Raw genomic sequence first — 13,195 nt, forward strand, 5'->3', positions numbered from 1 at the left:
CGGCTGGCAAACGGCTACCGCAACGCGCTTAAGAACGCGTTAACACACGCCAAAATCACCCTCGCCGCCATTGTATTAGCGGCGGCAGGCTGCTATGCGCTGCTACCCATGCTGCCCGTATCGCTCTTACCAGATATGGCACAGGGGGAGTTCTACGTCGAGATTGAACTGCAGCCGGGCGCGACCATTTACGAAACCGACAGCGTACTGGCGGGCCTGGGTAACGTAATTGCCAATAATGATGCGTTACAGCAGCATGTCAGCCGCTATTACAGCGTGGCTGGCACCGGCAGTTTGCTGAATGCGGCACCCGGCCAAAGTGGTAATCAGTGGGGCCGGCTTAATGTAGTTATGCAAACTGGTAGCGACTCTGAAGCGGAAGCTCGGGTTCAGCAGGCCCTGCGTGACTACACCCGCACCCTGCCCGGCGTCATGGTTAAATTCGGTCGCCCGGAACTGTTCAGTTTTAGTAGCCCGATTACCATTGAGCTTAGCGGCTATGACCTGACGCTGCTGCAAAGTGCTGCAGAACAAGTTGCACAGCAATTTGAAGGGACAGCGCGCTTTACCGATATCCGGGTAAATATGACCGATGGCCAGCCGGAACTGGCGGTTATCTTTGATCATGCCAAACTTAGTCAGTACGGCATGACCAGCGCCGAGGTTTCAGAGCTGTTGGCAGCCAAAATTGGCGGCCGGGTAGCGACCCAGTTCAGTCTCGCGGACCGCAAAATTGACATTTTGGTACGCAGCCAGGCTGAAGATCGCGATTCCCTGCGCGACTTGCAGCAGATGATCATCAATCCGGGCGCTGAACGCGAGATCCCATTGCAGTCGATCGCCACCATCACGCCTATTATCGGACCCAGTGAAATCACTCGCGTAGATCAGCAACGAACTGCGCTGGTTGAAGCCAACCTAGCCTTTGGTGACCTGGGCGCTGCAGTTACCGAGGCTCGCAAAATCCTCTCGAACACCGAACTACCGTTAACCATCAACGCCCAGGTGGCCGGTCAGAACGAAGAAATGCAGTCATCGTTCCGTTCACTGCAGTTCGCGCTCGTACTGGCCGTATTCCTGGTCTATCTGGTAATGGCATCGCAGTTTGAATCGCTATTGCATCCGTTCTTTATTCTGCTCAGCGTACCGCTAGCGGGTGCCGGCTCCGTGCTGGGGTTATTTTTGCTGGGCACCGAGCTAAGCATCATTGTATTTATTGGTCTTATCATGCTGGCCGGTATTGTGGTGAATAACGCCATCGTGCTGGTTGATCGCATAAACCAGTTACGTCGTGAAGGAGCAGACCGCTTTACCGCTGTTTTTGATGCTGCACAACATCGTCTGCGGCCGATACTGATGACCATGTTAACGACAGTGCTCGGCTTATTGCCCCTGGCAATAGGTTTAGGCGAAGGCGCCGAAATTCGGGCGCCGATGGCCATCAGTGTTATTGCGGGCTTACTGTTCTCGACCCTGCTGACCCTGTTCTTCATTCCGTGCCTGTATCTGCTGGTTGACCGTAAAACCGTCAAAGCACCGGAGGCCAGCCTATGAACGCCGCTGAAATAGGTTCAGCTCTGGCACGCTGGGCGCTGCGGCGCCCGGTAACCACCTGCATGCTGTTCGTTTCTATGTTGCTGCTGGGCGGGATCAGCTCGCGGTTGCTGCCTTTGGAGAAATTCCCCGGCATTGAGATCCCGGAAATCATTGTCATTGTGCCTTATCCTAATTCCAGCCCGGCGGAGGTCGAGCGCTTGATCACCCGCCCGGTGGAAGAGGCTTTGGCCACCCTGAGTAACGTCAAGCGCATGTACTCAAACTCGAATTCAGAGCAGGGCCAGGTGGTGCTGCAGTTTGAATGGGGTGAGGATGTCAACGCTAAGAGCATTGAGGCGCGCGAGAAAGTCGATGGTATCAGGCACCTGTTACCTGACGATATCGAGCGTATCCAGGTACTGCAGTTCAACACCGAAGATATGCCGGTATTTCAGCTGCGCATTTCCAGCCAGCGCGATTTAAGTAATGCCTGGGACCTCCTCGACCGCAGCCTGCGCCGCCCTATTGAGCGGGTCACCGGCGTATCCCGGGTTACGCTGTACGGCGTCGAGCCGCAGCAAATCGTGATCCGGCTGAACCAGAACCGACTGCTGAGCCATAACCTGACCGCGGCAGAAGTTACCAGCCGTCTGCAGCAGGCGAACTTTGCATTAACTGCCGGCTACATTGAAAACGACTACGAGCGCATTCTGGTGAATCCGGTGGGCGAGTTTCGCGATGAGTATGAGATCAGAAACTTCCCTATTCGCTCGGACCTCAAGTTGGGTGATATCGCCGACGTCGGCCGCGAAATGCCGCGCCGCTCTGATGGCCGTCACCTGGATCAGCGCTATGCCATCGGCATGGAAGTTTTCAAAGACTCCAGTGCCAATCTGGTGGATGTTTCGCGTAGGGTAATGGAAGTGATTGATACCGTGCGCAAAGATCCACAATTCAACGGTATTAACCTTTATGTGATGGACGATACCGCCGATGGTGTAACCACCTCGCTCAATGACCTCGTCAAAGCCGGTCTGCTGGGTGCGCTGCTGTCATTTATTGTACTGCTGATATTCCTGCGCAATATAGTCACCACCCTAATTGTGGTGCTGTCGGTACCTATTGCCATTTGTATCGCCTTAGGTGGCATGTACTTTCTCGGCTATTCATTGAACGTACTGTCACTAATGGGCCTGATGCTGGCAGTCGGAATGCTGGTTGATAACGCCGTCGTTATCACTGAAAGCATCCAGTACGAACGCGAACAGGGCGTCTCAGCCCGTAAAGCGACTATATTAGGCGTTGGTAACGTTTCACTGGCCGTGGTAGCCGGCACGCTAACGACAGCTATCGTGTTTCTGCCGAATATTTTTGGTAAAAAGATCGATGTCACTATCTTTCTGGAACACACAGCGATTGCTATCTGTCTGTCGCTACTGGCCTCGCTACTGATCGCTCAGACGCTGATTCCACTGTTAACCAGCAAGCTGATCAAAGCCCGTAAAAAGCCGCTGGCTGATACCAACCAACCCGCTGCCAAATCACGCTACCAGCGCAGTCTGGAATGGACCTGGCGGCATCCGCGCTGGACTGGTCTGTTCGCGGTATTGCTACTGGCAAGTATCGTGATTCCTTTTGCCGGCGTCAGCGGCGATCAGGGGCCTCAGGGCTTTAACGACCGCGTGTTTATCAGCTATAACCTGCATACTCAGTACAGCCTGCGCGAAGTCGAAGATGAAGTCAGCATTATGGAGGATTTCCTTTATACCAATCAGGAAGACTTCCATATCGACGCTGTTTACAGCTATTACACGCCTAACTACGCCATTTCTACAGTACTACTGAAGCCAGGCCGGCCTGAAAAATTAGGCGACCTGATGGAGCGGATGCGTAAAGAGTTTCCGAAGATGCTGCGCAGCGAACCACAGTTCGGTTTTGGCGGTGGCGGCGGCGCTCGGGTACGGGTGACCTTAAGTGGTAACTCCACAGAAATACTGCAGCAACTGGCGGCGGACATTGTTCCCCGACTTGCCGACATTGAGGGGTTAACGGATGTGCAGACCGAGATGGATGCTGGCCGGTATGAGCTGTTAATTCGTGTTGACCGTGAACGTGCGTACCGGCTGGGGCTCAGCTCTGCCGAAGTTGCCCGGGCTATATCTACCGCCCTGCGCGGACAACGGCTACGGTCGTTCCGTGGTGACCCGAACGGAGAGATACCGATGCGGGTCGCTTTCGACAAGAACCTGGAGTTCTCTCTGAACGCCCTTAAAAACCTACCCATCATTAAGATCGGTGAACGGATCATTCCGCTGCACAGTGTTGCCACCATCGAGCAGCAGCCCCGGTTGGGCGAGATCCGGCGGATCGATCGGCGCACCTCGCTGAGCATTGATGCCAACCTGCATGAACTGACCACCAGTGAAGCCCGTAAGCAAGTCACCGCGGTGCTCAGTCAGCTGCAGTTACCCCAGGGTTATACCTGGAGCCTGAATGGCAGCTTCCAGCGGCAGCAGGAAGCTGAAAACGTGATGCTGATAAACACTTTACTGGCGGTTGCCATGATTTATATCGTTATGGCGGCACTGTTTGAGTCGGTACTGTTGCCCACAGCAGTTATTACCTCCCTGCTCTTCTCCATTGTGGGAGTATTCTGGGCGCTGTTTATCACCGGTCAGTCAATCACCATTATGGCGATGATCGGCATCCTGATTCTGATGGGGATAGTGGTGAATAACGGCATTGTATTGGTCGATCGGATTAACCAACTTTTAGCCGCTGGCCATTCGCTGGAGCGTGCTGTAATTGATGGCAGCGTCAGCCGCCTGCGGCCGATTCTGATGACCGTATCGACTACGGTGCTGGGGCTGGTGCCGCTGGCGTTTGGTACCACCCAAATCGGTGGTGACGGCCCGCCGTACGCACCTATGGCTATTTCCATCATCGGTGGCCTGATCCTGTCCACCATAACCAGCCTGTATCTGGTGCCCTACGCCTATGTAAGGCTACTCAGCATCAGAGCGCGCTGGCGTGCCTTACGGGGCCGCGCCAGCCAGTTGGTTAGTCGGGTAATTGCCGGTTAGCCCGTTCCAGGTCGGCTGGCGTATCAATGCCAGCCGGCGGTGGAATGATTGCCTCGGCCACATGAATACGCTCGCCGTACCAGAGCACCCGCAGCTGCTCGAGTGATTCAATCTGCTCAATGGGGCTGGGCTGCCATTCCACGTAACGCCAGATGAAGCCAGCCCGGTAGGCATAAATGCCAATGTGGCGACGATAGTCGGCGCTGTCGGAAAGCCGTTCATTGTGGTTCCCGTCCCGATCAAACGGAATCATAGCCCGGCTAAAGTACAAGGCATAGCCATTAACATCGGTCACTACTTTAACCGCATGCGGGCTTTGCACCTCTTCCAGGGAATGAATCGGCACTGCCAGAGTCGCCATCTGCGCCTGTTTCTGATTGGCCAGATTATCTGCTACCTGACGGATAATTTCCGGTGGAATGAACGGTTCATCGCCCTGCACGTTCACTACGATATGATCGTCAGCAATAGCGAGGTACTCCAGGACTTCAGCAATACGCTCGGTACCCGACTGATGGTTTGTGCTGGTTAGCATGGCTCGTCCGCCAAAAGCTTCCACCGCATCAATAATACGTTGATCATCGGTGGCCACAATAACTTCGCTCGCACCAGCTGCCGCACAGCGCTCATATACCCGCTGGATCATAGATTTGTCACCAATCATGGCCAATGGCTTGCCAGGTAACCGTGAAGAAGCGTAACGGGCGGGGATGACTACGGTAAAGCTCATGAGGGCATCTTCTCCAGTTCAGCGTTGCTGATTTCGCGGGCTTCAGTGGTCAGTAGCATGGGAATATCGTCGCGCACCGGATAAGCGAGTTTATCGCCGCGACAGACTAACTCCTGTTTATCTTTGCACCACACCAGCCGTCCCTTACATAGGGGACAGGCTAAAATTGCCAGGGTGCGTTCGTCCATAGCCATAATCACTCCTGTTAAACGTAATTTATTTTGTATGTGCTGCGAGCGCGATTTGAAACTGTTGCCAGAAGCCGGACTCAAATTCAGCACTGACAGGCAGATAATACCAGTCTGGCCGGGCAAAAGATCGGCACTTGGCGGCATCTTTTTCCGTCATAACCACAATATCGTGAGCAGGCAGCTGATCAAAATCGGCCGCACTGAAAGGATAATGGTCGGGAAACTCTCTGGACGCATCCAGTCGCAGCCCTAATTTCTCAAGTGTAGCGAAAAAACGTGGCGGATGCCCGATGCCCGCTACCGCAACTGTCCGCCCCTGCGGCAACTTCGGTACCGGCTCATCGTCAATAACCCGTCGCCAGCCCATCGACTGCAAAGTAAATACAGAGCCAAACTCATGGGCGTCAGAATGACCGTTCTGCACCACTAAATCTGCGCGACTCAAGCGCTTGCGCGGCTCCCGTAATGGCCCCAAGGGAAGCCGCCAACCGTTACCCAACCCGCGGTTACCATCCACCACAATGAGTTCAATATCCCGCTGTAGCCGATAATGCTGCAGACCGTCATCACAAAGAATAATGTTTACCTGTGGAAATTCAGCCAGCAGATGCCTGGCGGCACCGACCCGGTCCGGCGCAACCACTACCGGGACCTTACAGCGCCTGACCAATAATAAAGGCTCATCGCCGCAGCGTTGGGGATCGCTGTCAGCAGTAACGACCAGAGGAAACGGACCGCGGCCACCATAGCCGCGGGAGATAATGCCGGGCCGCCAGCCGTGCTCGCGTAGCCAGCCGACTAAGGCTTCGGTAACGGGGGTTTTACCACTGCCACCAACAGTAATATTACCCACCACGATGACAGGTGCAGCAACGCCATGCTGCGGTAGCCAGCCCCACTGATAGAGCAAACGCCGGATTCCGGAAACCAGCACGAATAGCCAGAGCAATGGTAACAACAACCACAGCAGCGGGTGCACGCCGGGTGAGTACCAGGCACGCTGCCACCACATTACTGTTCATCCCCACTAAACTGCAGACTATGTAGCTGGTAGTACGCCCCTTGCTGATTCAGCAACGCCTTATGGCTTCCCCGCTCCAGTACTTTACCGTCTTCCAGCACCAGAATTTCGTCAGCTTTTTCGATGGTCGACAAGCGGTGTGCAATGACAATCGACGTTCGATCTTTTTGCAGGTTACTCAGGGCGGTCTGGATATGCCGTTCTGACTCGGTATCCAGCGCCGAGGTGGCTTCATCAAGGATGAGAATTGGCGCGTCGCGCAGCAGGGCCCGGGCAATAGCGATACGCTGGCGCTGCCCTCCGGAAAGCATCACACCGTTTTCGCCTACCATGGTGTTCAGGCCATTCGGCATGTTATCGGTAAATTCAGTTACATACGCCTGTTCGGCGGCTTCACGAATACGCTCATTCGTTACTTTACCATGGGCGCCATAGGCAATGTTCTTGGCAATGGTGTCGTTAAACAGCGTCACATGCTGAGATACCACAGCAAACTGGCGCCGCAGGCACTTCAGTTTGTAGTCGTAAATATCAACGTCATCCAGATAGATAACCCCGGCCTGTGGCGCATAAAAACGGGTCAATAAATTTGAAATCGTTGATTTCCCGCTACCCGAGCGGCCAACCAGAGCCAGAGTTTTGCCTGCGGCCACTTCAAAGCTAACGCTTTCCAGTGCCGGTGACTCAGTCTCATCATAAGCAAATGTTACATTCTCAAAGCGGATATTGCCTGCCGCCCGTTGAATGACCTTCTTACCGGTATCCCGCTCGGCGCGCTCATCCAATACTTCAAAAATACTTTTTGCTGCAGCGATACCGCGCTGAAAGTCACTGTTTACCGTGGTCAGCTGTTTTAATGGCCGCAGCAACATGATCATAGCTGTCAGCAAGGTCGTGAATGCACCTGCGGACAAGTCTTCCAGCATTTCGGGGAAGCTTGCCAGCACCAGTACCATGGACAAGCTCAGTGAGGCAATAAACTGAATCACTGAAGTGCTGACAGTCTGCGCGTTCACCATCTTCATATTCTGGTTACGGGTAATATTATTAATTTCGTTGAAGCGTTTCGATTCGAGCTTCTGCCCTTCGTACATCACCACAACTTTATGGCCGTTAATCATCTGCTCAGCAGTCGTTGTGACTCCGCCCATGGCTGTCTGGATGCGGCTGGAGACTTTGCGGAATCGCTTTGACACCACGGAAACCACCTTTGCCACCAGCGGGCCCACTACCAGAAACACCAGGGATAGTTCCCAACTGTGATAGAACATCAGCGACAACAGGCCAACCACGAAGGCGCCTTCACGAATTAAGATCAGTAGCGCCCGGCTGGTTGCTTCAGCGACTTGCTGAGTGGTGTACGTGATTTTTGAAATCAGGTCCCCGGTAGAATGCCGATCATGAAACGACACCGGCAATCGCATCATGTGATCAAACAACTGCTGACGCAGCGTGGTAATGACACGAAATCCAACCCAGTTAAGGAAGTAGGTCGAAATAAAGTTAAAAATGCCGCGTGCGATAAAAATAACCGGAACAAAAATCGCCCCATACAGCAGAATTTTGGGATTATGCTGAGTCAATCCATCGTCTATCAGCGTTTCAATCTGCGAGAAGAAAAAGGTATCCACGGCGGCATAGCCGAGCATCCCAATAATCGAGAGACTGAATGCGGCACGGTAAGGTTTGATGTATGCCAGCAGTCGCCGAAAGGTTTTTTGCTTTTTAAGTTCGATATCGTTTGTTGCGCTCATGCAGTACTTTTACTGGTAACTAATCCATTCATTCTAACCGCTTTACGCTAACTCTGGCTAGTTTCCTGTCGATGCACTGTCGGTATCAGCGTCAAACCAGGCTGCGGTAGTGGCAGCCAGGGGCTGCCAGACCTGCCAGCGCCGGCCGTCGCTGATCAGGCTAACCTGACCTCCGATAGCTGTATCCAGTAGCGGAATCGACAACCTATCCAGACGCTCCCGCACACTCGGATGAACCAGCCTGTATGGGTTATTACGGCCGCGGCTGGCAATAGCCACTGACGGGCCAACCGCACGCAGAAAATAATCCCCGGAGGAACTGTTACTGCCATGATGGGCCAGAACCAGCACTTCTGCTCTTACCGGCGCCAGCCGGGCCAGTAAGTCATATTCAGCGCGACGTTCAATATCGCCCGGCACCAAAATTCGCAATTGCCCGTAGCGCAGCAGCAACACACAGGAGTTATTATTGCCGCGGTTGTTGCCCTCCCGGCGCGGGTGCAGTACCTGCCAGTGCACACCACGCCAGTTACCGGTTTGCCCGGCGCTGCAGCTAAAACCCTCACCGGAACCGAACCAGCGTACCCTGGAATAATGCGACTTAATGGTGGCCGCGCCACCACGATGATCCAGATCAGCATGGCTGATAAAAGCCAGTTCAGGCTGTAAACGCCGATATCGCAAAAAGGGCAGAACCACCCGTTCTGCCATATCGCCACCCTGTGGCCAGCTAGCCCCGGTATCAATCAGCAGCGCCCGCCCCTGCCGCTCCACGACTAAGGCGCTACCTTGCTCGACGTCCAGCACGTGCAGATACATCTGCGAATCATTGTGTCGTAACTGAAAGATCACGCCTGCTAATACCAGCGAAGCGCTCAGCGCCACTGCGCGGTAGCGCCAGTTCCACGGCCAGAGCAATGCCAGCAACCCTGCCATGAGCAGCGCTAGCGGGGGCGTCGTTTCGATACCTAGCCACTGCCAGGGCTGCTCAGCGAGCCAGGCAAGCACCGGCCAGCTAGTATTAAGAGGCAACCCCGCCAGCCACCATATTCCAGAGGCCAGGCTATCGCCGCCCAGCAGTAAGATCGCCAGGCCAATTAACGCTAATGGTAAGATCCACAGGCTAAATACCGGCACCAATACTAAATTTGTTACCGGTGCCATTAACGGCAAACCACCAAACCAGATTAAAGTAAGCGGCGATAATGCCAATGTCAGCATTAACTCCAGCCGCCAGAGCATCCGCAGCGCTCTGAAATGTCCAGCCAGCGGCCGCCAACGCCAGTTCATCAACAGAATAGCCGCTACTGCGGTTACCGATAGCCAGAACCCTGGCTGCAGCGGTGCCATAGGTTCAATCAGAATCACCACCAGTACTGCCCGCAGCAGAACCCGCGCAGGCGGCGTGTAAAACGCAAATTTTTTGTGCAGGAAAAGCACCGCAAACATGCTCAGAGCTCTTAGCGTTGCCGTACCAAAGCCAGCCAGCCAGGCATAGCCGCAAGCCAGAAGCAACGCTCCCCACCAACACCAGATTACGTTGTTGATGCGATCGCGCCGACTGCGGCGACGGGCAAATAAGCGATTCGGATAGTTCAGTAAAATAATAGCGGCACCGGCTACCAGGCTAAGATGCAAGCCGGAAATCGCAATCAGGTGAGCCAGCCCGGTGCGCTGGAAAACGAACCACTGACTATCGCTGAGTCGTTGCCGCTCGCCCATTAATAGCGCCGTTAGCACACCGCCTTGTGGGAGCGAGCCAAGTTGCTTTAGCAGGCGGTTAAACAGCTGTTGCCGCACAGTTGGCTCACCGCCGGCGTAGGCTCCCTGCTGTACACTGCCCAGCGTACGGATGCCATTAGCCAGTAAATACCGGTGATAGAGAAATCCACCTTCGTTTCTGGGGCCCTGCGGGTGACGAAGGCGAACGTTAAAGGACCATAGCTCACCTGCTTGCGGGATGCGCTGTCCCGTGACTTCTGGGGGGTCATACCAGTTCAGGCGTATGCCCGGGGTGGTCGGCAACTGTTCATCAGCCAGACTGAGTAAACGACCTTCAATGCGCCAGAAGCCTTCTGCCAGATGGGGTAGTCGGGTAATTTCAACGCGCACAGTAAGGGGGGTTCCGGCCAAAGCTTGATCAAGTACCCAGTTCTGGGCGAAATAGGCGTTGCCAGATCCCCACCCGATCCCGCACAATATAAGTAGCGTTACCCCCATCAGCGGCACTTTGCGCATGGCCAGATAACCGCAGACTGCGATCAAGAGCGCACCTGCCAACCATTGCCAGATAAGCAAATGACTGCTAAAACAAAATGATAGCGCGAAGCCACTTAAAAATGCGCACAACCACCGATCCATGGATGTTGTACCCGAACGTTGAGGATTAATTAAACTCTTATGCCGAAAAAGTTTTTTCAGCGAATTATGCCGCGCCACGAAACGGTCAGAAACAGCCGCAGCCTGAAAATATTTGGCAGATTACTGCATGACGCTAATCTGTGGCATATGAACCGACGCTCAGCGTCAGGAGCCTTCGCTATAGGTCTATTCTGCGCCTTTATTCCGGTGCCCTTTCAGATGGTCCTCGCTGCCGGTGCCGCTATTCCTTTTCGGGTTAACTTACCGCTTTCTGTCGCTTTAGTATGGGTTTCCAACCCAATAACCATGCCAGTGCTGTTTTACTTCTGTTACCTACTCGGGGCGATGATTCTGGATCAACCCGAACAGCAATTCATGTTTGAGCTGTCCTGGGAGTGGCTGGGTAATAGTATCACCACTATTGGCCCTGCCTTCCTGCTGGGCTGCCTGATTATGGCAGTCGTCAGCAGTATTGTCGGCTACTTTGCTATCCGTCTGTTATGGCGGCAATCGGTAGTCAGCGCGTGGCGAGCGCGTCGCGTCCGCATGAGCGCGCACCTGAAACGTCGCCAGGAAAAGAAGAAAAATCAGCTGCGCTGAATTGCCTGAATAACGTCTGTCCGTGAGGCGTACCAGGCCGGATACAGAGTTGCCACTGCGCTCATTACAATCGCCAGCAGCGAAACCAACGCGACGTCCCGCCACTGCAGGCTAACCGGAATTTGACTGACAAAATAAACGTCACTGGCAAGCATTGTCTGACCGGTGATCTGCTCAATCAAACTCGTCAAATCCGGTAATGCCAGGCTCAGCGCAACACCGCCCAGCGAACCGATGGCTATACCTAAGAGGCCGTTTTGCAGCCCCTGCCAGATAAACACTCTGAGTATGGCGCTCTGCCGCAGCCCCATAGTGCGTAAAATACCGATATGCCGCTGCTTTTCCTGTACCGTCATAATCAAAGTGGACACAATATTAAAAGACGCAACCGCCAGCACGAGTACCAACACCAGATACATCACCAGCCGTACCAGCTGAATATCACGGTATAAGTGCCCTTGTGAACGCATCCAGTGGTCCAGGTACAAATAATCATTCAGTTGATGCCCGATTTCATTAGCCACCTGCTGGGCAGCAAAAATATCAGTTACGTCCAGCTCAACACTGGTAACCCCTGATTCAACCCCAATCAAATCGCGGGCGGTAGCAAGGTTAACATAGGCATACTGATGATCGACCTGGCCCCCGAAGCTGAAGGTGCCTGCCAGTTGTAAGCGAATTCGGCGGGGCTCACGAAAGCTTCCCTGCTCAGCCACCAACAAAGTGACATAATCACCAGTACTGAGCTTCAGTCGGTCAGCTAACTGGCTGCCCAGTACCACCCCGCGTGGTTCCTTTTGCAGAGCAGTCCAGGCTTCGTCGGTCATATAGTCGGTAATGGCCTGGCGCCGATCCGTATCAATCCCCTCAACCTGTACCCCGGTAAAACGGGTCCCCTGTTGCACCATTGCCTGGGTGCGGATAACCTGCCGTGCGGCGGTTACCTGCGGATGCGCCAGGCTTTTACGTATAACCTCTTCCGGCTCACGCAGCGTTCCTTCTACAGCAGTAAATTCCACCTGTGGGACCAGACTGAGAAAACGTTGTTCCAGCATGGTCTCGAAGCCATTCATAACACTTAATCCGGCAATCAGAACCATACTACCCAGTGCAATACCCAAGGTGGAAGAGGCAGAAATAAAGCTCAGAAAGCCGCTACGCTCCTGCTTACTGCGGAAACGACGGGCCAGCGACCAGCTAAGCGACCAGCCACCTATCATAGCGCCGTCCCGGTTTCAGCAGCGAGCAACTGCCCGTGATGGAGTTCGAGAGTTCGGGGTAACTGTGCTGCCAGGCTACGATCGTGGGTAACGATCACAAACGCGGTCGACAGTTCCCGGTTGAGTTGCTGCATCAGGCTGAAAACCTGCTTTGCCGTGGTATCATCCAGGTTGCCGGTTGGCTCATCAGCCAGCACCACACTGGGGCTGTTAGCCAGCGCCCGCGCAATCGCCACCCGTTGCCGCTCACCACCTGACAGCTCAGCCGGCCGATGAGTGCCACGATCCCGCAGCCCGACCCGCTCCAGCAATTCTTCTGCTCTGACCCGCGCGTCTTTGGCCGTCATCCCACCAATAAGCAGCGGCATAGCAACGTTTTCCAGTGCCGTGAACTCCGGCAGCAAGTGATGAAACTGGTAAATAAAGCCCAGTTCGCGGTTACGCCAGTTGGCGAGGTGATTATTGGACCAGCGCTGAATCGGTTTCCCCTCAAACAATACCTCTCCCGAGGTTGGCTGGTCCAGCCCACCCAGGCAATGCAATAAGGTACTCTTACCGGAGCCCGAGCTGCCGACAATCGCCAGCATTTCTGCGGGTCTGACATTGAAACTTACCCCATCAAGCACCCGCAGCTGGTGAGCACCGTCCTGATAAAAACGACTAAGTTGCTGACATTCGAGTATTGCTTCAGTCATAGTT

10 protein-coding genes are annotated in these 13,195 nt (G+C 54.3%); 3 read left to right on the top strand and 7 right to left on the bottom strand.

What is annotated here, in order from left to right; translation table 11 throughout:
- Together R3196_RS08070 and R3196_RS08075 are read left to right on the top strand one after the other, a co-directional pair.
- On the top strand, nucleotides 1-1,554 hold a 1,554-nt coding region (locus tag R3196_RS08070), incomplete at its 5' end, for an efflux RND transporter permease subunit (RefSeq protein ID WP_318936262.1).
- Nucleotides 1,551-4,619: an efflux RND transporter permease subunit gene (locus R3196_RS08075; protein ID WP_318936263.1), complete on the top strand. Its 3,069-nt coding sequence runs from the start codon at nucleotides 1,551-1,553 to the stop codon at nucleotides 4,617-4,619. The genes R3196_RS08070 and R3196_RS08075, both read left to right, overlap by 4 nt.
- Here R3196_RS08075 and kdsB read toward each other — a convergent pair.
- Genes kdsB through R3196_RS08100 form a run of 5 tightly spaced genes read right to left on the bottom strand, consistent with a single transcriptional unit; the run spans nucleotide 4,597 to nucleotide 10,676 of the window.
- Nucleotides 4,597-5,349: a 3-deoxy-manno-octulosonate cytidylyltransferase gene (gene kdsB, locus R3196_RS08080; RefSeq protein WP_318936264.1), complete on the bottom strand. Its 753-nt coding sequence runs from the start codon at nucleotides 5,347-5,349 to the stop codon at nucleotides 4,597-4,599. The genes R3196_RS08075 and kdsB overlap by 23 nt on opposite strands.
- Nucleotides 5,346-5,543 (bottom strand): Trm112 family protein, encoded by a 198-nt coding sequence (locus R3196_RS08085; RefSeq protein ID WP_413242910.1) that lies wholly within the window; start codon nucleotides 5,541-5,543, stop codon nucleotides 5,346-5,348. The genes kdsB and R3196_RS08085 overlap by 4 nt, the downstream gene beginning before the upstream one ends.
- A gap of 22 nt (nucleotides 5,544-5,565) precedes the next feature.
- Nucleotides 5,566-6,552, bottom strand: a complete 987-nt coding sequence (lpxK, locus tag R3196_RS08090; RefSeq protein WP_318936265.1) for a tetraacyldisaccharide 4'-kinase — start codon at nucleotides 6,550-6,552, stop codon at nucleotides 5,566-5,568.
- On the bottom strand, nucleotides 6,552-8,315 hold the full coding sequence (msbA, locus tag R3196_RS08095) for a lipid A export permease/ATP-binding protein MsbA (protein ID WP_318936266.1): 1,764 nt from the start codon (nucleotides 8,313-8,315) through the stop codon (nucleotides 6,552-6,554). The genes lpxK and msbA overlap by 1 nt, the downstream gene beginning before the upstream one ends.
- Nucleotides 8,316-8,372: 57 nt before the next feature.
- Nucleotides 8,373-10,676: a DNA internalization-related competence protein ComEC/Rec2 gene (locus R3196_RS08100; RefSeq protein WP_318936267.1), complete on the bottom strand. Its 2,304-nt coding sequence runs from the start codon at nucleotides 10,674-10,676 to the stop codon at nucleotides 8,373-8,375.
- Nucleotides 10,677-10,715: 39 nt separating this feature from the next.
- On the opposite strand from R3196_RS08100, the gene R3196_RS08105 reads away from it, so the two are divergent.
- Complete coding sequence (locus tag R3196_RS08105) at nucleotides 10,716-11,276, top strand: DUF2062 domain-containing protein (RefSeq protein WP_318936268.1); 561 nt, start codon at nucleotides 10,716-10,718, stop codon at nucleotides 11,274-11,276.
- On the opposite strand, the gene R3196_RS08110 is transcribed toward R3196_RS08105, so the two are convergent.
- On the bottom strand, nucleotides 11,264-12,496 hold the full coding sequence (locus tag R3196_RS08110) for a lipoprotein-releasing ABC transporter permease subunit (protein ID WP_318936269.1): 1,233 nt from the start codon (nucleotides 12,494-12,496) through the stop codon (nucleotides 11,264-11,266). The genes R3196_RS08105 and R3196_RS08110 overlap by 13 nt on opposite strands.
- Nucleotides 12,493-13,191: a lipoprotein-releasing ABC transporter ATP-binding protein LolD gene (gene lolD / locus R3196_RS08115; protein WP_318936270.1), complete on the bottom strand. Its 699-nt coding sequence runs from the start codon at nucleotides 13,189-13,191 to the stop codon at nucleotides 12,493-12,495. The genes R3196_RS08110 and lolD overlap by 4 nt, the downstream gene beginning before the upstream one ends.
- Nucleotides 13,192-13,195: the final 4 nt, after the last annotated feature.

The sequence above is a fragment of the Pseudidiomarina sp. genome, from assembly GCF_033722695.1.
In the GTDB taxonomy this organism is placed as follows: Bacteria; Pseudomonadota; Gammaproteobacteria; order Enterobacterales; family Alteromonadaceae; genus Pseudidiomarina.